The organism is Geomonas silvestris, from assembly GCF_014193515.1.
GTDB classification, from domain to species: Bacteria; Desulfobacterota; Desulfuromonadia; order Geobacterales; family Geobacteraceae; genus Geomonas; species Geomonas silvestris.
The window spans coordinates 110,489-133,263 of record NZ_BLXX01000007.1 but is presented as its reverse complement, the minus strand read 5'-3'; the positions used below and the strand labels follow the sequence as shown (position 1 = coordinate 133,263).

General features: G+C 59.3%; 26 protein-coding genes, 1 pseudogene and 1 riboswitch. Of the genes and pseudogenes, 12 read left to right on the top strand and 15 right to left on the bottom strand.

What is annotated here, in order from left to right; all coding sequences use genetic code 11:
* Window positions 1-21 precede the first annotated feature (21 nt).
* Together GMST_RS12720 and GMST_RS12715 are read left to right on the top strand one after the other, a co-directional pair.
* Complete coding sequence (locus tag GMST_RS12720; protein WP_246399540.1) at window positions 22-366, top strand: TM2 domain-containing protein; 345 nt, start codon at window positions 22-24, stop codon at window positions 364-366.
* Window positions 367-507: 141 nt separating this feature from the next.
* Window positions 508-1,344 (top strand): annotated as a pseudogene (locus tag GMST_RS12715) (transposase); the annotation flags it as partial.
* A gap of 169 nt (window positions 1,345-1,513) precedes the next feature.
* Here GMST_RS12715 and GMST_RS22600 read toward each other — a convergent pair.
* A complete protein-coding gene (locus GMST_RS22600; RefSeq protein WP_371873123.1) occupies window positions 1,514-1,804 on the bottom strand; it encodes a type II toxin-antitoxin system RelE family toxin in 291 nt (96 codons plus the stop codon).
* The gene (gene relB, locus GMST_RS12705) at window positions 1,770-1,988 is read right to left on the bottom strand and encodes a type II toxin-antitoxin system RelB family antitoxin (RefSeq protein ID WP_183355035.1); all 219 of its coding nucleotides are present in this window, start codon (window positions 1,986-1,988) and stop codon (window positions 1,770-1,772) included. Before relB ends, GMST_RS22600 begins: the two co-directional genes overlap by 35 nt.
* Before the next feature lie 506 nt (window positions 1,989-2,494).
* Here relB and GMST_RS22715 point away from each other — a divergent pair.
* Window positions 2,495-2,641 carry an HVO_A0114 family putative DNA-binding protein gene (locus tag GMST_RS22715; protein ID WP_443093443.1) on the top strand — a complete coding sequence of 49 codons (147 nt, stop codon included), beginning with the start codon at window positions 2,495-2,497 and terminating at the stop codon, window positions 2,639-2,641.
* Between the two features lie 367 nt (window positions 2,642-3,008).
* The gene (gene dcd, locus GMST_RS12700; protein WP_183355034.1) at window positions 3,009-3,527 is read left to right on the top strand and encodes a dCTP deaminase; all 519 of its coding nucleotides are present in this window, start codon (window positions 3,009-3,011) and stop codon (window positions 3,525-3,527) included.
* Window positions 3,528-3,864: 337 nt separating this feature from the next.
* On the opposite strand, the gene GMST_RS12695 is transcribed toward dcd, so the two are convergent.
* From GMST_RS12695 to pdxR, 3 genes are all read right to left on the bottom strand, one after another.
* Window positions 3,865-4,212 (bottom strand): helix-turn-helix domain-containing protein, encoded by a 348-nt coding sequence (locus GMST_RS12695; protein ID WP_183355033.1) that lies wholly within the window; start codon window positions 4,210-4,212, stop codon window positions 3,865-3,867.
* Between the two features lie 253 nt (window positions 4,213-4,465).
* A complete protein-coding gene (locus GMST_RS12690; RefSeq protein WP_183355032.1) occupies window positions 4,466-5,140 on the bottom strand; it encodes a hypothetical protein in 675 nt (224 codons plus the stop codon).
* 729 nt (window positions 5,141-5,869) lie between these two features.
* A complete protein-coding gene (gene pdxR, locus GMST_RS12685) occupies window positions 5,870-7,261 on the bottom strand; it encodes a MocR-like pyridoxine biosynthesis transcription factor PdxR (protein WP_183355031.1) in 1,392 nt (463 codons plus the stop codon).
* 217 nt (window positions 7,262-7,478) lie between these two features.
* Between pdxR and GMST_RS12680 the strand changes: the two genes are divergently transcribed.
* Entirely contained in the window at window positions 7,479-8,660 is a 1,182-nt protein-coding gene (locus GMST_RS12680) for a hypothetical protein (protein WP_183355030.1), read from the top strand.
* A 150-nt stretch (window positions 8,661-8,810) separates the two neighbouring features.
* Here the strand turns inward: GMST_RS12680 and GMST_RS12675 are convergent, their stop codons facing one another.
* Both GMST_RS12675 and GMST_RS12670 read right to left on the bottom strand, forming a co-directional pair.
* Window positions 8,811-9,398: a TMEM175 family protein gene (locus GMST_RS12675; RefSeq protein WP_183355029.1), complete on the bottom strand. Its 588-nt coding sequence runs from the start codon at window positions 9,396-9,398 to the stop codon at window positions 8,811-8,813.
* A 294-nt stretch (window positions 9,399-9,692) separates the two neighbouring features.
* The gene (locus GMST_RS12670; protein WP_183355028.1) at window positions 9,693-10,343 is read right to left on the bottom strand and encodes a flavodoxin family protein; all 651 of its coding nucleotides are present in this window, start codon (window positions 10,341-10,343) and stop codon (window positions 9,693-9,695) included.
* 346 nt (window positions 10,344-10,689) lie between these two features.
* Between GMST_RS12670 and GMST_RS12665 the strand changes: the two genes are divergently transcribed.
* Complete coding sequence (locus GMST_RS12665) at window positions 10,690-10,947, top strand: ArsR/SmtB family transcription factor (protein ID WP_246399576.1); 258 nt, start codon at window positions 10,690-10,692, stop codon at window positions 10,945-10,947.
* Between the two features lie 650 nt (window positions 10,948-11,597).
* Here GMST_RS12665 and GMST_RS12660 read toward each other — a convergent pair.
* The 3 genes from GMST_RS12660 to GMST_RS12650 form a co-directional block, all read right to left on the bottom strand.
* Complete coding sequence (locus tag GMST_RS12660; RefSeq protein ID WP_183355026.1) at window positions 11,598-12,518, bottom strand: AEC family transporter; 921 nt, start codon at window positions 12,516-12,518, stop codon at window positions 11,598-11,600.
* Window positions 12,519-12,613: 95 nt separating this feature from the next.
* Entirely contained in the window at window positions 12,614-13,489 is an 876-nt protein-coding gene (locus GMST_RS12655) for a LysR family transcriptional regulator (RefSeq protein ID WP_183355025.1), read from the bottom strand.
* A gap of 263 nt (window positions 13,490-13,752) precedes the next feature.
* Window positions 13,753-14,094 carry a type II toxin-antitoxin system HicB family antitoxin gene (locus GMST_RS12650; protein WP_183355024.1) on the bottom strand — a complete coding sequence of 114 codons (342 nt, stop codon included), beginning with the start codon at window positions 14,092-14,094 and terminating at the stop codon, window positions 13,753-13,755.
* A 204-nt stretch (window positions 14,095-14,298) separates the two neighbouring features.
* Between GMST_RS12650 and GMST_RS12645 the strand changes: the two genes are divergently transcribed.
* Complete coding sequence (locus tag GMST_RS12645) at window positions 14,299-14,760, top strand: CreA family protein (protein WP_198424557.1); 462 nt, start codon at window positions 14,299-14,301, stop codon at window positions 14,758-14,760.
* An 81-nt stretch (window positions 14,761-14,841) separates the two neighbouring features.
* Here the strand turns inward: GMST_RS12645 and GMST_RS12640 are convergent, their stop codons facing one another.
* Together GMST_RS12640 and GMST_RS12635 are read right to left on the bottom strand one after the other, a co-directional pair.
* On the bottom strand, window positions 14,842-15,129 hold the full coding sequence (locus GMST_RS12640; RefSeq protein ID WP_183355023.1) for a DUF3658 domain-containing protein: 288 nt from the start codon (window positions 15,127-15,129) through the stop codon (window positions 14,842-14,844).
* Between the two features lie 103 nt (window positions 15,130-15,232).
* Window positions 15,233-15,664, bottom strand: a complete 432-nt coding sequence (locus GMST_RS12635; RefSeq protein ID WP_183355022.1) for an SRPBCC family protein — start codon at window positions 15,662-15,664, stop codon at window positions 15,233-15,235.
* A gap of 266 nt (window positions 15,665-15,930) precedes the next feature.
* Between GMST_RS12635 and GMST_RS12630 the strand changes: the two genes are divergently transcribed.
* Together GMST_RS12630 and GMST_RS12625 are read left to right on the top strand one after the other, a co-directional pair.
* Window positions 15,931-16,914 (top strand): class II fructose-bisphosphate aldolase, encoded by a 984-nt coding sequence (locus tag GMST_RS12630; protein ID WP_198424556.1) that lies wholly within the window; start codon window positions 15,931-15,933, stop codon window positions 16,912-16,914.
* A gap of 237 nt (window positions 16,915-17,151) precedes the next feature.
* The gene (locus GMST_RS12625; protein WP_183355021.1) at window positions 17,152-17,655 is read left to right on the top strand and encodes a pyridoxamine 5'-phosphate oxidase family protein; all 504 of its coding nucleotides are present in this window, start codon (window positions 17,152-17,154) and stop codon (window positions 17,653-17,655) included.
* Window positions 17,656-17,823: 168 nt separating this feature from the next.
* Here the strand turns inward: GMST_RS12625 and GMST_RS12620 are convergent, their stop codons facing one another.
* The 3 genes from GMST_RS12620 to GMST_RS12610 form a co-directional block, all read right to left on the bottom strand.
* A complete protein-coding gene (locus GMST_RS12620; RefSeq protein WP_183355020.1) occupies window positions 17,824-18,012 on the bottom strand; it encodes a hypothetical protein in 189 nt (62 codons plus the stop codon).
* Between the two features lie 198 nt (window positions 18,013-18,210).
* Window positions 18,211-19,152: a 3'-5' exonuclease gene (locus tag GMST_RS12615; protein ID WP_183355019.1), complete on the bottom strand. Its 942-nt coding sequence runs from the start codon at window positions 19,150-19,152 to the stop codon at window positions 18,211-18,213.
* 249 nt (window positions 19,153-19,401) lie between these two features.
* Window positions 19,402-20,289: a response regulator gene (locus GMST_RS12610; protein WP_183355018.1), complete on the bottom strand. Its 888-nt coding sequence runs from the start codon at window positions 20,287-20,289 to the stop codon at window positions 19,402-19,404.
* Window positions 20,290-20,643: 354 nt separating this feature from the next.
* Window positions 20,644-20,720, top strand: a riboswitch (cyclic di-GMP riboswitch).
* A gap of 236 nt (window positions 20,721-20,956) precedes the next feature.
* On the opposite strand from GMST_RS12610, the gene GMST_RS12605 reads away from it, so the two are divergent.
* The 3 genes from GMST_RS12605 (at window position 20,957) to GMST_RS12595 (ending at window position 22,758) form a co-directional block, all read left to right on the top strand.
* Window positions 20,957-21,244 carry a hypothetical protein gene (locus GMST_RS12605; protein ID WP_183355017.1) on the top strand — a complete coding sequence of 96 codons (288 nt, stop codon included), beginning with the start codon at window positions 20,957-20,959 and terminating at the stop codon, window positions 21,242-21,244.
* A gap of 389 nt (window positions 21,245-21,633) precedes the next feature.
* Window positions 21,634-22,284 carry a hypothetical protein gene (locus tag GMST_RS12600; protein WP_183355016.1) on the top strand — a complete coding sequence of 217 codons (651 nt, stop codon included), beginning with the start codon at window positions 21,634-21,636 and terminating at the stop codon, window positions 22,282-22,284.
* Between the two features lie 9 nt (window positions 22,285-22,293).
* Window positions 22,294-22,758: a DUF2147 domain-containing protein gene (locus tag GMST_RS12595; RefSeq protein ID WP_183355015.1), complete on the top strand. Its 465-nt coding sequence runs from the start codon at window positions 22,294-22,296 to the stop codon at window positions 22,756-22,758.
* Window positions 22,759-22,775 lie beyond the last annotated feature (17 nt).

The window sequence follows — 22,775 nt, the reverse complement described above, 5'->3', positions numbered from 1 at the left end:
AAACATGGTAAAGGAGAAACCATGCCTCAGGAAATGAAACTTGCTGATGAGAAATTCTGCTTTGAATGTGGTGAAGCCATCAAGATGAAAGCAGAGATTTGTCCGAAATGCGGTGTTCGGCAGTATTCAAGTTCGGGGCTTGGCGTGGCTGCTCCAAATGGTAAGAACAAGTTGGCTGCGGCGCTTTTTGCCCTGCTACTGGGCGGCTTCGGGATTCACAAGTTCTATCTGGGAAAGGCGGGGCAGGGCATCCTGTTCCTCATTTTTTGCTGGACCTTTATCCCGGCGTTGATCGGTTTTATAGAGGGGATCCTCTTCTTGACCATGTCCGATCAAAGTTTCGCGCAGAAGTACGGCACCGTCTGATTCTTTTCCAAGGCCTGGATTGCAGTATTGCAACTCGGTTAATTTGGAGAGTCGGTCGTCCGCACGTCGTCCAGGTGGAACAGGTCTTTTTCGTTACCCCGGGACGTTACATGGTGAAAGGCACGCGCCGACCGGGAACACTTCTACGGATACCTTGAGGCTGCGGCCGATCGCTACGCTGCCGTCGTGCATGCGTTCTGCCTCATGTCAAACCACTACCACCTTTTGCTTGAAACTCCTCGCGGTAACCTATCCCACATCCTGCAGTACCTCAACGGATCCTATACCACCTACTTCAACGTTAAGCGCAAAAGATCCGGTCACTTGTTTCATGGAAGGTTCACCTCAATCCTTGTCGAAGCTGAAGCGTATGCCATTGAGCTTTCAAGGTATATCCACCGGAATCCCGTACGTGCGGGACTGGTTGAAAGGCCGGAGGAATACGAGTGGTCAAGTTACCGCTCCTACCTAGGTCTTGCTGAGACGCCCCGTTGGCTCTACACCGATCTGGTCCTCTCCAGTTTCGAACCGGATGGAGATGTCGCGCGCTACCGCAATTTTGTAGATGCCAAAGGAGATGACGATTTATGCAGCCCGCTGGAAAAGGCCATTGCTGAAACACTCCTGGGAACGGAACCGTTCACTGCAGAGATTTCGGAGACCGTCACGAGAACTCTCAAGCCTGACCGGAGTGTGCCGGCGGTACGCAGCCTTGCTCCGCACCTTACTATTGATGAAATCGTGGAGACCGTCGAGAGGGTGATTCCTTCCCCCTCAGCGGATCGATTGAGAAGGCGGATCAGTCTTTACTTCTGCCACCGCTACGGGGGAATGAGCCTTAAGGCCATCGGGGGAAGGTTTGGGATCGGCGACTCTGCAGTGTCTTTGGCCAGTAAGCGTATGCATGAGGAAGCTGAAACAGACAAAGTTCTTGGCGAGACCATAGCCGCGATTACTCAGGCGCTTAGGAAGGAGTAATGTAAAAAGTGGAGCTTTGACCCCTAAAGACGCTCTACCAAATTCGCTTCGGCCTTATGAACTTCTGAGGGGGCTGAGCTTGACATTGCCCACATGCTTTCGTTCTTTGAAGCGATGAGCGGGGTAGGGGCGTAGCTGTATAGGCTAAGGGAGGGCAGGGCTGTCTTACCTATAACCTCTTGTATATGTTACTCCTGTGTCCAACTCGTATGACCAGGACGGTAACTACTTCATCCATAATTTCACATACTATTCGATAATCACCAACTCGGTAACGCCAGAGGTCTCCCAAGTTGCCTTTTAAGGCCTTTCCTGCCTTGCGTGGATTGCCTGTTTCAAGAATCCGCTCTCGCAGGTAGGCAACTATAGCGACTTGAGCTTTTCGATCAAGCGCTTTTATCTGTTTGCGCGCAGTCTCATTGATTTCAACGCGCCAGACCAAGCTCCCTCTCCAGGTCATCCAGGCTGACAGTCGATTCATTGCGGTCGCGAGACGCTATGGCAAGTACGTAATCCTCCTGCTCGTCAAGAAACTCTTGCAGGGCTAGTTTGGCAAAATAACTTTTGGTCCGGCCTGTCTGGCGTGCTAAGTTCCCCAGCCTTTGGTCCAAGTCGTCGTCCAGTCGTAGGGTAACACTGCGCATGGGCTCCTCCTGTCAGCATCCTTCCCGAGATTATTACCTAAATTGATATAAAGGGCAACATCTGGAGGGCTGGCTTGGAATGCCTGTGGGGTCGGAATGCCTGTGGGGTCTCAGCTTGACATTGCCCACCTGCTTCCGTTCTTTAAAGCGATGAGCGGGGTAGGGGGTAGGCTGAAAAGGCTAAGGCGCTGACTGCAAAGCGAATCCCCCCTGTCCCCCCTTTTCCAAAGTGGGGAACGTCGGGCTGCCATTGGTGGCGAGTGGCAACCTTATCCAGGCTTCCTAGAATTTCCGAAAGAACCTCTGCAAAGGGAGGAGCGGCGCGGTGATTGAGATCTTGGGTGGGGTCAACTTTTGGGGGCCTCCGAGGGGGCAAAGCTCCACTTTTTACATTTAGGCGATCGTTGCTGTGCTTTAGGCTCCTAGGTCTGGAGGGGGATTATGGCGCGGTCGCTTCGACTTGAGTTCCCAGGTGCCTTTTACCATGTGACATCCCGTAATGAGAACTGGCGGCGCTGCTGGAGCGCAACTACAAGAACGTGCACCAGGACGTGAAGATACTGGAAGAATCGGGGCTTATAGAACGGGACGCGAAGAACCACATCCGGGCTCCCTACGAAAAACTCACCATCGAACTGTCGCTTATTGCTTGAAAACACTGAAGACGTGGCAAATCCCCCCTGTCCCCCTTTTTCAAAGTGGGGAACGCTGGGCTGACAGCAGTGGTTGATGGCAGCCCTTTCCGCATTTCCGGAATCTCGGATGAACCTTTTCAACATGGAGAACGCTCGGCTGCCATTGGTGGTGGGTAGCAACCTGTTCATGCTTCCTGGAAATTCCGGAACAACCTTCGTGGCGGCTTGTGCCTGTGTGCCTGTTCCGGGACGCACTGCAGATAAAAGTCGACACGGAAAAATGCTACGATAGGATTTCAGCACTTCCGTTCACCTGGGCCTTGCCGATAAGGCTAGGAAAGGAATCAAGACGTCATCCTGCAGGTGTCGAAAGGAAGGGGGAGCTATGTCGATTTTGGTAGGAGAGGAGCTGCGGGCGGCGATACGGCGCGGGGAGGTCTGCGTCGATCCGCTGGAGGATTCCCAGATCGGGCCGGGATCGGTGGACCTTACGCTTGGGAACGATTTCAGGGTCTTCAAGAAGGAGGCCGGGATCTATCACGTGCACAACGACTCGGACTTCGCCGATGTCACGGATCTGGTTTCCCTCACGGACGGAGAGTTCATCACCATCGCACCCTGCGAGATGATCCTGGGGATCACCAGGGAACGGATCACGCTTTCGGAGAATGTCGCGGGATGGCTTGAGGGGCGCAGCCGGTTCGCCCGGTTCGGCCTGGCTATCCACGTGACGGCGGGGTTCATGCAACCGGGGATCTCGAACCAGCAGGTGCTGGAAATCGTGAACCTGGGGCGCGGGCCGCTGGCGCTTTATCCAGGGACCCGGATCTGCCAGTTCGTTTTCGAGCGCTGCATCGGGTCGGCCAAGTACCAGGGGAGATTCGTGAATCAGGTAAAACCTTAAGCTCAAGGCAAAGGCAAGAGCCCCACCACAGAGGGCACAGAGGAACACAGAGGAAAGACGAAGGCGGGAACCCCGTTATGGAGTTGAAACCAAAGACAAGTTCAACTTCTTTGAACGCGGATTGTGCGGATTGTGCTGATTTCCGCGGATAAACCTGGAACCTGGACTGGGGACTGGATCTTGAGACGCCGATCAAAGGCAAGAGCCCTGACCACAGAGGCGCACAGAGGAACACAGGGGAAAGGCGAGTCAAAGGAGACGATACGGAGGGAGGCTAGACCGCAAGCTGGCGTTTGCACGGTTATGAGGCGTTGCCAATCATATCCCCGGCAACATCCTACAGCAGTTGGCGGTAGTCGCAGTTGAGGGCTTGTGCCAAGGTCCGAGCACGGTCTTTGCCGATGGTGTGCTTGCCGTTTTCCATCTCGCTTATGTGGTGCTGGGGAATCCCGGAAAGCTCGGAAAGCTGCTTCTGGGTGAGTCCTTCCCGATGACGGTAAGCCCGCAGGGCCACCTGCTGCTCACGCCCGGCATACTCCGGAAAAACTTCGGCGACGGAAAAGGATCCTTCTTCGCTGCGCAGCGCTTCTGCGTACCTCTTCAACAACGACAGGTCTTTTCGCCTGACTTGAAGAGTGACGCTTACCAATTCGTCAGTATGGTGCTTTTTCGTGGGTTCCTGCATAGATGATCTCCACCGAGACGTTGTCCCGCACTACCTCTCCCCTCACCGCACCGGAAAACTCAATGTCTCGAGCAAGCTGGAAGAGCAGCAAACGGACCCGCTCCGGCAGTTTCGTTTTCTGCTTTAAAGCTTTTCCCGAAAAAGTCACGATCCATGCAACGGCCATAGTATACCTGTCAAGGGGATACCGACAACGAAAATATAGTCAGCACGTGGAGAACCCAGCCACCTTTTCGCCTGCTGTATTTTGTCCTTACCGCACCCACCTGATGACGTTACTTGGCCTTCCTGGAGATAGGCGAAGTGAATCTTCCTCCGCTTGCCAACGTTTTATGTTGCCGTGCCGCTCGCACCCTTTGGAGTAGGCTAGCCCCCTCTGACTTTTCATGGTCCACCTTTCTTTGGTTCTAGGAGGGCTAGAGGCGGCTCCAACTGAGCCGATGTATCTCCAGAACTGGACGGCCTTAAATTTTTCGGCCGGCCAAGGATCTCTCACCGTCTTATCTCCGTTGCTCTTAGCTCCTGGCCAGGCGCCCATGGTTGTTGACATTGCCAATGGGTACGTGCCCGTTGCAGCTGCTTCCACCGGTTTTCCGGTTTTCTTGCTGATATAAGTGAATCCACCGTTCAGTTTTTCTTCACCTGGATAGACAACAGCAACGTGTCCGTGTCCCGGTTCTTTTAATCCTCCAACGACGACGCCACCTTCATTTGCTACGGTACTGACATGATTCAGAGGCACCTCCTGCCAGTCAGGACTTGAACCGAGAGCGTCTAATAGGTCATTAGCCATCAAGTATGGCTGGCTTGGCCTGTATTGTCTAATGACATGCCAAACTGCCGTACTGCAAGAGTCCGGGTATTTCTGGAAGGCGGCTTGACACGCGGCGCGGAGTTTATCAGCCGGGTTACCTTGGTCTTGTGCCATCTATGGCCTCCGTACCATGGCTGCGGTAGGAATGCGATGACTCGTCCCAGACGAGAGCGGCATAGTAGTAGTCTCCGCCCTCGGCTGGGTTCTCGACGTCGATTCTGATTTCCGTGGGAACGTTTGTAATCCACCTACCGTAAAACACATCAGGAAAAGTAATGTCATCGCGCGGATAGACGACTGGAAGTGTGCCTACCACCTTAAGGTGGGAATCGAGAATCAAAGCCTTTGGGAAGGGCTCCCAACGAGGATGTTGCCGAGGATATTTCTCCTGAAAGTACTCGTCTACCCATACCGACACAATTTGAAAGCCGGAAGGACTGCCGGCCTTACCCATCAGTTCGCACGACTTAACGAACAAGGCATACTTTTGCCACTGTGTGGGGAGGGTCGACACCAGGTATGCGTCTGCCTTGGAACACTGCGACTCCTGCAACAGCTCGAATCCGGGGTAACTAGCAGTGTGACCAGGAACGCTGGAAATAAGGATGATAAGGAGAATTTCCAGAAACACCGCTCGGCCTCGAATCGGCCGTAGAATACCTTTACGCGTTGTCGCTTCGGAGCGCTTCATGGAACCAGGTGGAAGTTCGTGGGATCGAATAGTCGCCCACCGTAGCGCGTCGACATGAGGACCTCCTGGGGAGACAAATGCAGAAATTTTAGAAGTGTCTAACTGATTGTCAATTTGACCGGGGCCCCAGCGAACCACCTATGTCACAATCCTCAGCAGATCTGGGAGAGCAGGGCGATGCCTTGCTCTATCTCGCTGCTGTTAAAGCCGCCGAAGCCTAGCATGAGTGTCACGCTCTCGGGCTGGCCGGTGACGTGGAAGTCGGAAAACGGGATCAGCCCGATCCCCTTTTGCCGCCCCTTGTCGAGGATCTGCGCCTCGCTTTGGGTCGTCTCGGGTAACCGTATGACGACATGGAGCCCGGCTCCCTGACCGATGACCTCGGCCCGCTTCCCGAAACAGGCTTCCACGGAACGCAAAAGGGTATCGTGCTTCTTCTTGTAGACGGTGCGCATGCGCCGGATGTGGCGCTCCCAGTGTCCCTGCTCCATGAAGGTTGCCATGGCTCTTTGCTCCACCAGTGACACGGAGCAGTTGTAGCTGCGGTAACGCTCGCGGAAGGCTCCCAAAAGAGAGTAGGGGAGCACCAGGTAGCTCAGACGCAGGGCCGGGGAGAGGATCTTTGAGAAGGTCCCGGAATAGATGATGTTGCCGGTCGGTCGCAGCCCCTGCAACGAGGGTATCGGGTTCCCCTGGTAACGCAGCTCACTGTCGTAGTCGTCCTCGATGATGTACCTGCCACCTGATTCCGCCCACTCGATCAATGCGAGCCGGTTCGCCACCGGCATCACGTACCCAAGCGGCAACTGGTGGGAAGGGGTGACGTAGACGATGTCGGCGTGGCCGGCCCTGAGCCGGTTCAGGTCGATCCCGCTCTGCCCCACGGGGACGGGGAGGATGGTATAGGCGTGGTTCTCGAAGACGTCGCGCGGCAGGTGGTAGCCGGGGTTCTCCACAGCAATTACGGGATGATCGTCCTTGAGAAGCTGTGCGGCGATTTCCAGGGTCTGGTGCAGCCCGCAAGAGACCACGATCTGCTCCGGGTCGCACACCACGCCGCGGGATTTCTCCAGGTAGCTTTGAATGGAACAGCGCAGTCCCCAGTCTCCCTGGAGCTCGCCGTAGTGGGTAAGCTCCCTGCTGTCGCGGCGCAGCCCCTCGGTCAGGCACTTGCGCCAGAGTTCGGCGGGGAAACTCTCGGGATCGAGGCGGGCAGGGTGGAAGTCGTAGGTAAAGCGGGCCGGGGGGGGCGGCAGGAAGTCGTTTCTCCCAAGCTTCCGGGGCACGGGGCGCGGCGCCACCTCCTGGTCCAGTGCGGAGACGAAGTAGCCGCTGCGGGGCCTGCTGTAGATGTACCCCTCTGCGTAGAGCTCCTGGTAGGCCCCGTCAACCGTGTTGCAGCTGGCAGAAAGCTCGCCGGCCAGCTGCCGCACCGACGGCAGCCTGGTGTCTGCGGGGATCTTGCCTGACAGGATATGCTCTCTGATCTGGTTGTAGAGCTGCTTGTACAGCGGTACAGGATCACTGCTATTCAGGATGAACATGTTGTCCCCGATCCTCTGCTTTTGATGATCGCTTTGCCTGCCAACTAACCTCGCCGGCGTTTTCCGCATACTCGCATACAATCGGATCTGCCACCATAAAAAAAACGATAACTGCGGCTGTGAATGGTTGCACATCCGGCCTATGCTCCCCTCACTGATGTCAGGCCGGCAAATGCGCAAGCCGGAAAAAACCAAGAAACGCATCGAGAGGGTAACCATGAAATGTAGTCTGAAGCTCGCAGGCACGGTTTTCACCATGTTTATGTCACTTGCATCCATCGCTCTTGCGGAACCGGTCTCCTTTCCCAAGGGTGCCGCGACCCCGTCGGAGACCTGCGGAGAGTGTCACCAGACCCTCTATCGCGAATACGCCCTGGGCGTGGGGAGCGACAACCGTTCCGCCAACCACTCGATACCCGCGACGGTCTCTTCTGCCGCGACGGCCCATGCCACCTCGAAGTTCACGCCGCTTGCCTCCGGCGGGGACGTCGAATGGTGCCGCGCCTGCCATTTCGCCGGGTCTTTCAACATTCCCGCGAAGGGCGAGCTGGGGAAACAGCTTCCCAACGTGGCGAATGCCGGAGAGATCTCGATTACCTGTGCGACCTGCCACCTGACACCGGAGGGGAAGGTGAGGGGCGTGCATAAAACCGGAAATGCACCCCATGCCTCTGTCGCGGAGCCTGCCCTGCAGAGCTCTGCCATTTGCGCCCACTGCCACGTCGACACCACGGACAAGAGGATCGTCGGCGGGCAGTACCAGACTTTCATGGAGTGGCGCGAGGACTTCAACAAGCCGGGGCTCGGTGCGCAGCAGTGCCAGGACTGCCACATGCCGCGCACGCTGCGTAAACTCGCCGAGGACTCGGACGGTGCTCCCGTGGCTGTCGGGCGCCATCTCTGGACCGGCGGCCACTCCGGGCAGCGCCTGGGCGGCTCGCTGAGCCTCGCGATCATCCAGCGGGACAAGGAGAAAGCGAACCTCTCCTTCAGCGTGACCAACATCGGTGCCGGACACTCGGTCCCGACCGGTCCCAATGCCCGCGGCGTGTACCTTTCGGTGGATGTCCTGGATCGGCAGGGAGTGAGCAGGGCCCGTAAAGAGTGGCTCTTTGCGCCGAACTTCAGCGCGCGTCCCGATGACAAGGCTTTCCTGGAAGCCGACAAGAAGCTCTCCGGCTACGAGGGGTACGCCCAGACGCGGGCCGACGCCCAGGGGGTGCATGAAGCCCCGGTGCGGGCCGGTGAGGAGCGCCTGGTGAACTGGGACCCCGCCTTGGCCCCCGGCCTCTACACGGTCAAAGCCCAGCTGAGGTACACGACGGACCGCTTCGCAGCGCCGGTAGCTGACGACGAGAAGGTGATGGGGAGCGCGGCACTCTTGATAACGAGCAAGTAACGGAAGGACAGCAAGGACAGCAAGGACGGGCTTGGGGGTATCGATACCCTCAAGCCTGTTTTCCGTTGAGGTGGTGGGAACGGCAACTTCAAGAGAGTGCGGATGACGCGGATTGGGGGAATTTTCGCGCAGAGGCAGCTTCGGCAGGGCTCACACGTGTTCGCCCGTCATCAGTGCCCTCTCTATGCGCCGGTCGGGGATGAGCCACATGAGGGCCACGACGATGTAGAGGCCGGCGGAGCACCAGGGGCTCAGGTAGGCAAGCGGCACCGCGGAGGCGTAGAGGATGGGCGAGATCTTCCCCTTGATGTCGCGCCCCACCGCTTTGGCCAGCAGCGAATCTGCCCCCTGGCTCCGAATGATCGCCCGTTGCAGTTGGAAATAGGCGAGCGCCGCCAGGAGCAGCACCACGCCGTAGAGCGCCATCGGGGCGGGCTCCAGGTGGTTGTGGCCGACCCACCCGGTCACGAAGGGGAAAAGCGAGAGCCAGAACAAAAGGTGCAGGTTGGCCCACAGGATGGTTCCGGTTACCTGACGCACCGTGTGCAGCATGTGGTGGTGGTTGTTCCAGTAGATGCCGATGTACACGTAGCTGAGCAGGTAGCTCAAAAATATGGGGAGGATCGGCTTGAGGGCCGCAAGGTCGGTCCCGGTGGGGACCTTCATTTCCAGCACCATGATGGTGATGATGATGGCCATGACCCCGTCGCTGAAGGCTTCGAGTCGGTTCTTGCCCATAAGCTGCCCCCTGGGGTACTCGCAGCGAAGATGTGAAAACTATACCCAGTAATCGATACGGCGGTAAAGTGGTAAATGGGGACTCGCTGCGGGGGGGCGTGCCAGGTTCGATTAAGTTTCTGCTGTGGTGGTGGGGGCGAATAATCTGTAATTTGCCACGGAGGCACGGAGGACACGGAGACTGGACCCTGACGACGGAACTTGAAACCTGCCGAGCGGTTTAATATATGGGCCACCTTAGGTAGATCAACGTGAGATACCTAAGATGGCCCGTTTTTTTTTGAAGCTACGCTGCTATGCTTCTGCTCCCGCCAGCCGGCGGCCCATGTCGAAGGCCTTCTGGCACTCGAGGGGGAGTTGTTCGGTGCGGCGCTTGCCTTTGTGCACCGGATCGAAGCTCTCGATCACGAACTTGGAGTAGTCCTCTACCTGGCAGGTGTCGAAGGCGTACATGGACTCGGCATCGCCCAGAAGCAGCTTGGCGTAACGCTCGTTGGCCGCAAAGAGGTTCTCGTAACCGTACTGGACGCTTACTTCCTCGGGGACGTTCATGGTGTAGATGAAGCCGACCTTCATCTTGCGGTCGAACAGGGTGCCGTAGGGGACGGTGTAGGTGAGGTAGGGAAACAGCAGGCGCTCCAGAAAGCTGCGGGTCTCGCCGGTTACGGAACCGAAGTAGATCGGCGAACCGATAACCAGGGCGTCGGCCGCGGCAATCTTCTCCAGCACCGGCGCCAGGTCGTCGTTCAGCACGCATTTGCCGTAACTTTTCCCGCCGCGGGCCTTGCAGGCGAAGCAGCTCTTGCACCCTTTGAAATCCTGCTCGTAAAGATGCACCAACTCGGTGGTCGCCCCCTGCGCTGCGGCTCCTTCCAGGGCCTTGGCCACCAGGGTTCCGGTGTTCCACTGCTGACGCGGACTGCCGTTGATTCCGATCACGTTCATCTCTTCTCTCCTCCTGCGACTGTAGGTTTTCCCCGCGCCGGTATGGGCTTTTCTGACGGGAAAGTAGTTCGATAAATCTCGAACGAGTTGTTCGAAAATAGTCGAACCATCTTGCGCTGTCAAGATGGTTTCTATATGATGGGCAAAAAATGAGGTTCATCCGGGAATGCTAAGGCAAATCCCCCCTGTCCCCCTTCGCAAAGGGGGGGACGCGCGGGCTGCTGCGGCGCTGCGGGGAGACGGTTCGATGTTTTCATCATTTTCGGAAGAACCAGAGTGAGGGCGGCAGATGGTCTGTAAAACGGAGGTTCGACAGCCGGTACGGGAGGAAATCTCGTTGCCCAAGGTGCTCCACGCGCTGAGCGACCCGGTGCGCATGGAGATCGTCTTGAAGATCGCCAGGGCAGGGGAGGTGGCCTGCGGTGCCTTTGACATCCCGATGCCGAAGTCCACGCTGTCGCATCACTTCAGGGTGCTTAGGGAATCGGGGGTGGTCGCGAGCAGGCGGGAGGGGAACGAACTTATGAACTTCCTGCGCTCGGATGACCTGGAGGCACGGTTCCCGGGTGTGCTGGAGACGATCATCGCGGCTGGGAACCGGTGACGTTACGGTCGGCTCCAAAAAGCCTCACCACAAGGACACAGAGGGCACAGAGGAAAGACAACTTCGGGGAAAGGCTGGAATCTCTTTACTTACGACTGAAGTACTCGGACAAGATTTGGCTACGAAGGAACGGTGGGGACAATCGGGGGAGGGCATCGGTTGTTGGATCAGGAGTCTTTGGCTTGAATCACTAGCTGTGGAACGACAATTACAACTGCTTAAAAATGTGCCGCTCCGCGCCCAGGAGCGGCACATTTTTTTTAGTGGCCTTTGTTCTTGCTCTTGCTGGACGGCATACAGGCAAACTGAATCGCTGCAACGACTACGGCTACTACTACAAGGACGATGAGGACAGTCAGCATGATTTACCTCGTTGTACATGGGGTAGATGAAGGTGGCTGTTCTTTTGCCGCACGCCCCGTTAACGGGAGGCGGATCCGGATTACGACGACTGGGGCGCCCATTTGTTTACACTATAACTGTGATCGGCGAATTCCTACAACTGTTATTTTCACATTTCTTGCACAATTCGTGAGGGTGACGTCAAAAGCTAAAATCCGCAACCACAGGACACAGAGGGGCACAGAGGAAAGGCAACGGCGGGGAAAGGCTGGAATCTTACCTCTGCGTCCTCTCTGTGGTAACCGGTCCTATGAGCTCAAGAGCCAGAGGGTGAGGGGGAGGGTTACGAAGGAGAGACAGGTCTGGATGGTGATGATCACGGCCATGCTGTCGTGGTCGCCTCCCATCTGCCGGGAAAGGATGTAGGCGGTCGGCGCGGTCGGTACGCTGAAGATGAGCACGGCTACTCCGGCGGCTACCCCGGACAGCCCGGTCGCCGCCGCCAACCACCAGGCTACGACGGGCTTGCAAAAGAACTGGATGCCACAACTCGCCACTATCGGCTGCCAGTGCCGGACTATGTTCCCGGCCTGGTACGCCGCCCCGACTGCCAACAACCCGACGGGAAAGGCTGCCTTGCCCAAAAGGACCAGCGAACCGTCAAGCGCTACGGGTAGTTTCAACCCGGAAATGTTCAACCCGATCCCCAGGACGCACCCCCAGATCAGCGGGTTCCGCATCAGGTCGCGGCTGATGCGCCTCACATCGAGTCCGCCGCTGCCGACTGCCACTGAGAAGGCACTGACGGTCAACACGTTCACGATGAGTATCATGAAACCTGCACCCAAGGAGGCGAGGAAGAGTCCTTCTTTGCCGAAGAGGCTTTCGGCAAGGGCGAGTGCCACGAAGGTGTTGAAGCGGACTCCGCCCTGAAAGAGTGAGGTGAAGACGGGCCCCCCCATGCGCCGGTGGGTGAGCCAGCTCAGGCCCACGAAGACCACGCTCGCGAGCGCCGCGCCCCAGATGGTGAGCAGGATGTTGAACCAGGGGGAGGAGCCGATATCTTTGCCGGCCAGGCTGTGAATGAGGGTGGCCGGCATCAGCAGATAGTAGGTGAGTTTCTCGGCGGAAGGCCAGAAGGAGTTCGGGATGAACTCGCTGCGCTTGATGATGAAGCCTAAAAGTATCAACGCCAGGACCGGCGTGAGGGCGTTTACGATGGCAACCATGCTGAAACCTCTTCCACTTTGATGAATGGAGAGAGGGTAGCACGAGATTGCTTTTACAAAAAGTTGATAATACTTTCTCTAAGCTTGAGTTTTACTTAAGTGTGGGGCCGGCGCAGTTCGTCCAGGATCGCGCCGGTGAGGGAGAGGCGCGGGTGTTGCCGCTTCTGGAACATCCCCATGCGCCGGGTCAGTTGCGGCGAGCCGAAAGGGGTGAGGGTGATGTGGTCCGAAACGCGCGCCCGGCGGGCTTTGCTGAGCGGCACCACGGCGATGCCGAGTCCTTCTTCAACGAGGGCGAGGGCCGCCTCGAGGGAGTCGAATTCCATCACCTCGCGGGGATTGATCTGCCGGGCCAGCAACTCGCGGTCTACGATGGCGCCGGCCCAGGCCATCTTGTCGAAGCGCACGAAAGGAAACCGCTCGAAGAGTTCGCTGACGTTGTGGGTGCCGACCCCCTTGGGGGCCACGACGTAGAAAGGCTCTTCGTCGTAGGGGATCCACTCGAACTGTGCCGGCACCAGGTAAGGGGGCTCGGTGGTGAGGGCGGCATCGAGATCCCCCTCCTCGACTTGGCGCACCAGTTCGCTGGAGAGGCCGGAGACGAGTTTGACGTGCATCTCCTGGTAGCGGGAGCGCAGCCGGCCGAGGGCGGGGGGGAGCGAACCCGTGATGACGGTCGGTACAACGCCCAGGGTCAGCACGCCCTGCACCCCATCGGAGGGGGAGAGCCGGGCCTTCATCTCGTCGTAGATCTGGAGGATCTCTCTGGCGCGCTCCACCGCGTAGCGTCCGTTCATGTTGAGCCTGGGACTGCGGCCGGTCCTTTCGAAGAGCTGCACGCCCAGTTCATCTTCCAGGTTCTTGACCTGCAGGCTGATGGCGGACTGGGTGAGCCCTAACTGGTCGGCCGCGGCGGCGAAGGTTCCTTTGCTGGCGATGGAGGTGAGGATGCGAAGGCTGCGCAGGGACACGGTGCTCTCCTTGGGCATCGGAATTTCGGTAACAGATACCATGAATGGGAGCTGAACCGCAAAGCAGAAACAACTTCAAAAATGAAAAGCTTCACCGCAGAGGACACAGGGGAACACAGAGGAAAGGCAAACCGGGAAAGGCAAACGGTTTGAACCGAAATCGCTAAGCACGCTAAGCTGATCGAAATCGCACACGAAGGAGAGACACGAAAGACGGAGGAACACGGAAAAAGGGGGGCGGGAAAAGGATTCTCCTCCCCGATCTACCCTTGACGGATCGCCTTCTTCAGGACGTTTTGGCAATAGTTGTTCAAGCTCTCGCCGGATCTGAGGGCACGGATGGCGAGTTCTCGGTGCAACTCCTTATCGACCCTCAAGAGGAAACGACCAGAATAATCCTTATGCGCAGTTTGTACCGGAAGCGGCTTACCGTCTGCTTCGTAAAGTTCCACAGCTTCCGCAACGGCCTGGCACAGTTCCCGGTACACCTCAGATTCATCCTGGCCATGCACGCCACCGTAGATGACACCGGGGCAGCTGCCTACATAGCAACCGTCTTCCTCTGACCATTCAACAATTTTCAGGTACTGGTCGGTCTTCTTCACTTCCTGCTCTCCTCGATTACTGGATGATGATACATTCTCAGGACGCAGTAAAGGCTAGAACCGCGCGAAGCGAACCGCGGAGCAATCTGGGGATGACGGGGGGGATTTGTTGGGGTATCTTCTTATTCCGCAGAAGGGATCGCTTCCGGTCCGACTGGTGATGGCGTCTTCGGACGTATCTCTTATGCTGCCCAGGGAGGTTGTATGAAATGTTCGATGGTTGCGCTGGCTGGATTGGCTTTGCTGTTGGCCGCGGCTCCGGCTTTTGCGGAGAAGGTCGGGGAGGTGAGCACTGAGTTCATCATGACGGGACCGAACTCGAAGATCGTCATCGAGGCGTTCGACGATCCTCTGGTGCCGGGCGTTACCTGCCACGTGAGTTATCCGACGAAGGGCGGGATCAAGGGAGCGCTGGGATTGGTGGAGGAGCGCTCGGAGGCGTCGATCGCCTGCCGGCAGATCGGACCGATTGCGCTGCCGGGAAATCTGAAGGAGGGGGAGGAGGTGTTCTCGAAATCGCGCTCGGTGCTCTTCAAGAAGCTCCACGTGGTACGGTTTCTGGATCGCAAGCGAAACGTCCTGGTGTACCTCGCCTTCACCGACAAGCTGGTGAACGGCTCGCCCAAGCACAGCATCTCCAGTGTGCCGATCATGCCGTGGCGCTAGCCAGGGTTGCACCAGCAAAGGACGAATAGGACGCAGGGGACATAATCGACGAAAGGGACGTACCGCGAACAGGGGCGACGGCTATTTTTTCAGCCGGACCTCGCTGAGGTGCATGTCGCTGAGGTCGCCCTGCGCCTCGAGAGATCCGGCTTTTACCAGGCCGGCAACCCTTTCCGCGTAGAAGCCGGTGGGGAGACCGGTCGTGCCTTCGCCGCGCTCGATCATCGTGGCCAGCACGATCCGGGAGACTTTGCTCCAGTTCTCGGAGGCGTTCTCCAAGAGAGCTGCATCGATCTCCTTCAGATCGGTCTCGGTCAACTGCTCGGGTGTTCTCGGAACCTCTTTCTCTGCATGCTTGTGCTTGGTCATGACATCTCCTGTACTGCAATGGACGATTGACATTTGACAGTGAAAACGACTGCAGGCTGTTCTGCCGGCCGCAGTTAAGGTTGTAATTGTCAATTGTCCATTGTCAACTGTCAATCGCCTCCGCTTCTTCCTTTATGCCCAGGACTTCCTGTTGGATCTCGGAGGGCATGGTCTCGAGGATGGTGCGCTCGGCTTCCTCGTGCTTCGGTATCCAGTTAACTTCCATGGTCAGTTGGACCGGCGCGACGGGGCTCTGCCGGGAGAGGGCCACGGCTCGCATGACGGCACTGCCGTTGAAAAGCGGGTGCTCTTCCATCTTGAAGGTGATCTCGTGCTTCCCCTGGTCGACGATCACCCGCTCCTGGATCATCAGCCAACGCGCCCGCACCTCGCGGACCAGGTACCCCTCGCCGCGCTCGGTGACCCGCACTTCTTTTACTCCTGGAAGGGACGGATGCTCGATCCGGTCCACCATGAGGCTCCACACTGTCTCCAACCGCGCCCGGATGTTGGTGCTGTAGGTGATCTTGCGCACGGCTTACTCCCTTCTGGCTGTTCTCTTTCTGCTGCTCCCTCAACCGGCACCACCTGATTTTACCACGCTGCGTTGTTCCCTCCCAATGCCTCTGATTCTGCCACGAAGGCACGGAGGACACGGAGAGAATCGATTGACAACGAGAACCTGGGGCAAGGGGCCATTGTGAATTGCCTTGTCGTCATTGCCAATGGTCCATTGTCAATTGTCCATTGTGTTCTATCCTTATGTTTTTCCGCACGTCGAAAGAGAAAAGGGGAGGGGACATGGCTGGCGAGATGGTGCATTACAAGGAACTCGGGCTGGTCAACACCCGCGAGATGTTCGCCAAGGCGATGGCCGGCAAGTACGCAATTCCCGCCTATAACTTCAGCGATATGGAACAGCTCCAGGCGATTCTCACCGCCTGCGCCGATACGGGCTCGCCGGTCATCCTGCAGGTCTCGAAGGGGGCCCGCAGCTACGCACATGAAACGCTCTTGCGCCACATGGTGCAGGGCGCACTGCAGATGATCAGGGAGAAGGGATCCCAGATCCCGGTCGCGCTGCACCTGGACCACGGAGACTCCTATGAACTCTGCGTCGCCTGCATCGAGAGCGGCTTCTCGTCGGTTATGATCGACGGCTCGCACCTCCCCTACGAGGAAAACGTGGCGCTGACCAGGAAGGTGGTGGAGTTTGCGCACCGCTTCGAGGTGACGGTTGAGGGGGAACTAGGGGTGCTGGCGGGAATCGAGGACGAGGTCTCGGCGGAACACTCGACCTATACGAACCCGGAACAGGTGGAGGATTTCGTGAAGAAAACGGGGGTCGACTCGCTGGCCATCTCGATCGGCACGAGCCACGGGGCCTACAAGTTCCGGCTGGCCCCGGGGGAGGAGGTGCCTCCTCTGCGCTTCGACATCCTGGAAGAGTGCGAGCGGCGCATCCCCGGGTTCCCGATCGTGCTGCACGGCGCCTCCAGCGTGGTGCAGGAGTACGTGGAGATGATCAACAGTTTTGGCGGCAAGATGGACAACGCTGTGGGGATCCCCGAGGAGCAGTTGCGCCGGGCCGCGGCAAGTGCGGTCTGCAAGATCAACATCGACTCGGACGGGCGTCTCGCCTTCACCGCGAAGATCCGCGAGCACCTGGCCAAGAACCCGCAGGAGTTCGACCCGAGGAAGTACCTGGGCGAGGCACGCTCGGAGTTCGCCAAGCTGGTCCGGCACAAGAACGAGGCGGTGCTGGGCTCGGCGGGAAGGGTGTAGGCTTAGAGGAGCTACGAAGAAAGGGTCGAAGGTCCTAACCGACACAAGGTCGTTGACGTATGAGGCGCCGGAACGTAAAGCTCCGGTGCCTCTTCTTTTTCCTGGTCCGGGAAGCGCGCTGCAACCTTTAATTGGTTGGCCGGCCAGGGCGGTTGGGGTATAAGGTGGCAGGAATTGCCATCAAACTTCGTAACGGAGCAGGTCATGACAAGGGAAGTGCGGCGTAAGGATCGCGTTATGGAATCGCCTCAGCAGATGGAAGAGCTTCTGGAACAGGCGGCAGTGGGCCGGCTCGCGCTGGCAACCAAGGAGGGGCCTTACCTGGTCCCGGTCAACTTCCTGTTCCTGCCGGGAGCCATCTACGTCCACAGCGCGCGGGCGGGGCGCAAGTTCGACGCCCTCAAGGCCGATGGCCGGGTCTGTTTCGAGGTGGATGAGGCCGGTCCCCAGGTCCTTTCGGCGCGCGGCTGCGGCATAAGCCAGCTCTACCGGAGCGTTCTCTGTTTCGGCAGCGCCAGCTTCATCGAGGATCCTGCCGAAAAACGTGCGATCCTGGTCAAGATGATCGAGAAGTACGTCCCGGCGAGCTACCCGGTCTCTCCGATGAACGAGGAGAACCTCGCCAACACCGCCCTGGTAAAGATCGCCATCGAGACCATGACCGGGAAGGCCCAGGCGCTTTCCCCCGCCCACACGGTGGTCGTGAACCGATTTCAAAAGGAGATCTTGCCGGAACAGTAAACGTCGGACTGGCGCTTGGTAATACAGGCTCGGGCGGGTAGTATCGGCACACCACGGGGGAACAAACGGGGGAAGGCGCTCGTCAGCGGAGTTGGCTGCCCGGTGGGGGCCGGGTGCCCTTCGGTGTGGGGAGTCGTGGCGGAGGCGACGCGGGATCTGCGTGCGCCGCTAGTCCTTGTGGAGGTGGCTGATCCTCCAGACGTGCTGGCATTGGATGCAGCAGACGTCACCGGAGGACTTGCGCAGGTCGGACTGGGAGGTGAGCAGCAGCGAGAGCGACTTCCCCCGGTTGGTGGTGATGAAGAGCTTGTTGAGTTCGCGGTTGCCACAGGCAGGGCAGTAGGCTTTTTTCTTCATCCGGTACCCCTGGTAAAGGATTTGGAAGAGAGCTTACCTCCCACGGTTCATTAAGCAAGCGCTGGAAGGCTTCGATATTCCTTAGAGTGCCTGCCGGCTTTCGAATGACACAAAGGACACAAAGGACGGAAGGAGAACCGATGGGCTTTTGGCGAGCCCGGGACTCTGGTCCTTGGTCCCCAGCCCCTAGCCCCTGCCTTATTCCCTTACCGAAAACCGGGTCAAGGCGTCGATGCGCTTGATCTGCACCGCGTCGGCGTTGCCGCGAGGATAGACTTCGCGCGCCAGGTACTCGAGCTCCTGGCGCTCTTCGTGGGACGGGACGTCGCGCCACCACGCCTTCGCGGTCCCCTGGGTGCCGTCGCTCCAACGATAGCCGCGGTCCTTCAGGAGATCCTTCTTGTCGAAGGGCGCACCTACGGCGCTCAGCCGGGAGGTGGTCTGCGTGGCACTTTCGAGCAGGGCCTTGAAGATGGGGAACTCGGTCACCGGCAAGCGGCCGAGCAAAAGCCCGAGGACCCCCTCGGCGTCGTCGAGGGCGCGGTGGGCATGGATGGTGAGGCCGCAGATCTTGAAGAGAAGGTAATCGAGGGTGCGCGAGGAGATCCGCTCGGATTTCCAGTCGATCTGGGAGACGGTGCAGGCCCAGGGGGTATCGCGGAATACGGGGAAACGGGTCTCGACGAACTTGCGGTCGAAGGCGGCGTTGTGGGCGATGACCAGGCTGGCGGAGGCGGCAAGGTTCTGCACCTCGGCGTCGTCGAAGCTCTGGCCGGCGACCATGTCGTCGGTGATCCCGGTGATCTCCTTGATCTCGTCGGGAAGCGGGAAGCCGGGATCCTCGAAACCGTTGTAGCGACCGAGGACACGGGTGATCTCGCCGGTCTCGGGGAGGTACTCGAAGGCGACCATGCCGAGCTCGATCACCTTGTCCTGGAGGTGGTTGATGCCGGTGGTCTCGGTGTCGAGGCAGATGGCGATCTTCCCCTGCTGGGAGGCGCGGGCGAAACGGGTCTCGCGCTCCAGGTCGAGCCTGCGCAATACCTGGAAGTCTCCGGTCGAGTGGAGCGCCGCAATGGCGATCTCTATTTCCAGCGCGTTCATCGGCCCGCCGCCGGAACCTTTTGCTGCTTTCCCCATGTCTTCCGCCTTGAGAAATTTTTCAGATGTTATAACGCAGGGACGGGGGTTTGGGCAACAGAAGAAAATCCTGAATTCTGCCACGGAGACACGGAGAACACGGAGAAAAGCAGAGAGCGGAAAACGACTTCCCTCACCACCGAGGACACGGAGGGGCACAGAGGAACGGCAACGGCGGGGAAAGGCTGGAACCTTTGTATCGTAACGAGGCGAGGACCGGCTAGGGAGCGGGACCGAAGTCACCTGCACTCAGAGCCGTGCTGTCCTGCCCACGGGGACCTGCTCGCCGGACGCCGCCGGGGCGGAGGAACGGGTCGCCTCGCGACGCTCTGCCACGACGGACGATTGATCGGGAAAGCTCCCGTGCAACTGGGCAAACTCGCGGTAGCTCTCGCGCAGCGCGGCGAACTGCACCCGAAGCTGCTCGGGCTGGCCGGCCGCGGCACTCTCTTCCAGGTTCCGGGAAAGGGAGGCGAGGCGCTGGGCACCGATGTTGAGGGAGGTTCCCTTCAAGGTGTGGGCGTAGAGTCGGAGACTGTCCCGATCTCCCGCGATAAGGGCGGCTTCCAGGCCGGCCAGGCTTGCCGCGGCGGACCGGAAGAACATCTCGAGAAAACGCCTGAGCTGCCCGGCATCGCGACCCAGGCGGTCTAAAAGCCCCTGCCGGTCGAAGACGGGGGGAAGCGGCTCTTCGGCCGGGACGGGCGCTGCGGGCACCGTGGGGGAGCCGAGACGACGCTCGAGGACTGCCTGGAGTTCTTCGCGCCGGATCGGTTTGCTCACCCAGTCGTCCATTCCCGCCGCCCGGATCTTATCACGCTCCCCCGGCTGCAGGGAACCGGCCATCGCCACGATCAGGATCTTGTCCAGTCCCGCCATCTGCCTGATGCGCCGGGTCGCCTCCAGTCCGTCGAGTAACGGCATCTGGAGATCCATGAAGACCGCGTCGAATGCGGTAGCGCACGAGAGGGCCGCGATTGCCTCTGCACCATCTGCGGCGATTGTCACCTGGTGCCCGAGCCTCTTGAGTACGGTCGCACCCAGTTCCCGGTTGATCTCGGTGTCATCGACAAAAAGAACCCGCAGCCCCGCCTCGGCGGCAGCTTGCTGGTGTAAGGAATGCTGTTGTCTGCTCATGGGAAACCTCCGGATCCGGTTCGGGCCAGGCCGACTCCGATCTGACGGCGGGGAACGGCCCACCCTCGTACTGGATGGTTCAGGTAAGCCAACTCTGTGCCAAGCTAAAACCGCGCGGGGAGCGGGTCGCAGGCCGGCAGCCTCCCCTGGCTGTTCGTTTTCGGTACAGGGCCTGTCACGGTGCGGTACAGAACAGCTGGGGCGGCGAGTAGCTCCGCAGGGAGATCCGGTGCGGGCACGCGGGGGCGCACCAACGCTAAACGCATGAACGGCCTTCGGGTTGACGGGAGGGTTTTTTCTTGACAGGAAGGCGTGGGGAAGGTATCAAGACGGCCAGTACAACAAGCGTGAGATAAACGATACTACTAAACCATCCGCGAGGATGGGACGGAAAGCCTACAGGGTCTCACCGAGACAGCCGGGTCGCCGAAATATCTAACCGATATCTTGGCCCCGGCTTTTTTCGTGGCCAAAAAGGAGGCAACGAAGTCGTAGTGTCACCACCCGCCGCCGGTCGACGGGCTCTTCCGGCAGGTGTCCCTGAACACGCCTCCGGCAGCTCAGCAAAGAGCCGGCCAGGTACCATCTATCGCATTTTCTCCCGGGAGGCGGAACAACCGCTTTTGTCCCGCAACTGACCGGGGTTCCCGGTTTTCAAGGAGGTTGTATGAAACATCGAGCAGGCCGTCTGGCGGCGGTCGCAGCTTTGGTCTTAAGCGCCGGCAGCGCCTATGCCGGCACCGCTGTCAGCGTCAACATCAACGGCTACCTGCCGGCTCCCGCAGGGGTGCAGGTGGTCTACGTCGGGGGGCGTCCCTGCTACCGTGAAGGGGGGAGGATCGTCTACCTGGAACGGGACCGCGGCCACCACCACAAGGAGAAAGGGCACGGGCCGAAGCACCACGGCAAGCACGAGGGCGAGGGGCACGGCAAGCACCACGGCAAGCACGACTAGCGCTGCCTAAGTGCACCGGAAAGGAAAAAGGAGTTGCCGGTGGGCCGGCAGCTCCTTTTTTGCGGGTGGTTATCTCACATCTCATGCGGGCCGGTTAAAGTTCCTGGTCCCGGGTGCCGCTGCGCAGCATCCGATGCGTGTTTCCCGGTGCCGGACTTCCGGTGCCGGTTGCCAGTCCGCAATCCTGTGGCACCATTTTCTGCGTTGCCGATCCGGCTTTTGCTCCGGCGGAAGGGAACACCCTGATCTGCCAGGTGCGAGGTCCGGAAGGTGGTGCCGGGAAGATGGTGGCGCTTGTTTCGTGCCTGCCGGCGCGCCGGGCGAATGATCTTCGCCTGCACATCCGCACGCGTAATTTCCGGGAAGAATCTTCTGAAAAGGGGGGAACCATGATTGAGAAAAAGAATGGGTTCAAGCGGGGCGGACTTGTCCTCGCGGTCCTGGTGCTTGTGGCTTTCCTGTCGGGGTGCGCCGGGCAGGACCGGACGGTACGGCTCGATTACCAGCCGGTCGTGGGAGCTTCGGGAGGACGTGGCGAGGTCTACGCCGCGGTCTCCGCCGACCACGCAGCTCAGAGCGGCGAGGTCGCCTGGGTCCTGGGGCAGCTGCGCGACGCGGACGGTGAGGTGCAGGGAAAACTGCTCACCGACCGCAACCCGAGGGAGATGGTGGCCGAGTCGCTGATCAGGGAACTCGAACAGGCCGGCTACCGGGTGAACCTGGCAGCCAGGCTTCCCGAGGGAGCCGGCCGCGGCATCGATTTCAGCCGCATCGAGGCGAAGCTGGATGGGGTGGACCACCTGGTGAAGCGCGAGGTGAACGGCTCGCTCAAGGTGACGATCGACGTCTTTAAGGCCGGAAAGCTGGTGAAGACGTTCAAGTACGAGGGGACCTCGTCGGCGGAGGCGCTGCGCAGCGACTCGAAGGTGTTCGACCAGACGCTGCTTGACCTGGTGGAGATCGTCGCCCGGCAGGCGGTGCCCGAGCTGGTCGCGCTGCTGGCGAAATCGGACGGAGAGGCCGTCCTGAACGTCAGATAGGGGGAAGTTATGAAAAAGGTACTTGGGCGGGTGCTTGGCTCGCTGCCGGTTCTTCTTATTTTGACGGCTGCGGCCTACGGCGCGGCGGACGACATCCTGGGGGCCTGGAAGAACGAGGACGGCAGGGCGCAGATCGAGATCTATCACTGCGACGGGAAGTACTGCGGCAGGCTCGCCTGGCTGGGACGCCCGGTGTATCCGCCGGACGATCCCCAGGGAATGGCGGGGAAGCCGCGGGTGGACCGGGAGAACCCGGACCCGAAACTGAAAGGGCGCTCCCTGCTCGGGCTGAAGATCATGCAGGGCTTCAGCTACGGCGGCGGGGAGAGCTGGGAACACGGGGAGATCTACGACCCCGACTCCGGGAAGACCTATTCCTGCAAGATGACCCTGGTGAACGCCACGAAGCTCAAGATCCGCGGCTATGTGGGTGTCCCGCTCTTCGGCCGGACCACGGTCTGGACCCGCCCCTGATTCCCACCTTACCGTGC

Excerpts from the sequence above, each read along its gene's own strand:
- GMST_RS12630 (WP_198424556.1), top strand. The coding sequence starts at position 15,931 with ATGGCTGGCGAGATGGTGCATTACAAGGAACTCGGGCTGGTCAACACC.
- GMST_RS12695 (WP_183355033.1), bottom strand. The coding sequence starts at position 4,212 with ATGCAGGAACCCACGAAAAAGCACCATACTGACGAATTGGTAAGCGTC.
- GMST_RS12645 (WP_198424557.1), top strand. The coding sequence starts at position 14,299 with ATGAAATGTTCGATGGTTGCGCTGGCTGGATTGGCTTTGCTGTTGGCC.
- GMST_RS12600 (WP_183355016.1), top strand. The coding sequence starts at position 21,634 with ATGATTGAGAAAAAGAATGGGTTCAAGCGGGGCGGACTTGTCCTCGCG.
- GMST_RS12680 (WP_183355030.1), top strand. The coding sequence starts at position 7,479 with ATGAAATGTAGTCTGAAGCTCGCAGGCACGGTTTTCACCATGTTTATG.
- GMST_RS12690 (WP_183355032.1), bottom strand. The coding sequence starts at position 5,140 with ATGGCACAAGACCAAGGTAACCCGGCTGATAAACTCCGCGCCGCGTGT.
- GMST_RS12720 (WP_246399540.1), top strand. The coding sequence starts at position 22 with ATGCCTCAGGAAATGAAACTTGCTGATGAGAAATTCTGCTTTGAATGT.
- dcd (WP_183355034.1), top strand. The coding sequence starts at position 3,009 with ATGTCGATTTTGGTAGGAGAGGAGCTGCGGGCGGCGATACGGCGCGGG.
- GMST_RS22600 (WP_371873123.1), bottom strand. The coding sequence starts at position 1,804 with ATGACCTGGAGAGGGAGCTTGGTCTGGCGCGTTGAAATCAATGAGACT.
- GMST_RS12640 (WP_183355023.1), bottom strand. The coding sequence starts at position 15,129 with ATGACCAAGCACAAGCATGCAGAGAAAGAGGTTCCGAGAACACCCGAG.
- pdxR (WP_183355031.1), bottom strand. The coding sequence starts at position 7,261 with ATGTTCATCCTGAATAGCAGTGATCCTGTACCGCTGTACAAGCAGCTC.
- GMST_RS12615 (WP_183355019.1), bottom strand. The coding sequence starts at position 19,152 with ATGGGGAAAGCAGCAAAAGGTTCCGGCGGCGGGCCGATGAACGCGCTG.
- GMST_RS12605 (WP_183355017.1), top strand. The coding sequence starts at position 20,957 with ATGAAACATCGAGCAGGCCGTCTGGCGGCGGTCGCAGCTTTGGTCTTA.
- GMST_RS12675 (WP_183355029.1), bottom strand. The coding sequence starts at position 9,398 with ATGGGCAAGAACCGACTCGAAGCCTTCAGCGACGGGGTCATGGCCATC.
- GMST_RS12620 (WP_183355020.1), bottom strand. The coding sequence starts at position 18,012 with ATGAAGAAAAAAGCCTACTGCCCTGCCTGTGGCAACCGCGAACTCAAC.
- GMST_RS12670 (WP_183355028.1), bottom strand. The coding sequence starts at position 10,343 with ATGAACGTGATCGGAATCAACGGCAGTCCGCGTCAGCAGTGGAACACC.
- GMST_RS12610 (WP_183355018.1), bottom strand. The coding sequence starts at position 20,289 with ATGAGCAGACAACAGCATTCCTTACACCAGCAAGCTGCCGCCGAGGCG.
- GMST_RS12625 (WP_183355021.1), top strand. The coding sequence starts at position 17,152 with ATGGAATCGCCTCAGCAGATGGAAGAGCTTCTGGAACAGGCGGCAGTG.
- GMST_RS12595 (WP_183355015.1), top strand. The coding sequence starts at position 22,294 with ATGAAAAAGGTACTTGGGCGGGTGCTTGGCTCGCTGCCGGTTCTTCTT.
- GMST_RS12660 (WP_183355026.1), bottom strand. The coding sequence starts at position 12,518 with ATGGTTGCCATCGTAAACGCCCTCACGCCGGTCCTGGCGTTGATACTT.
- relB (WP_183355035.1), bottom strand. The coding sequence starts at position 1,988 with ATGCGCAGTGTTACCCTACGACTGGACGACGACTTGGACCAAAGGCTG.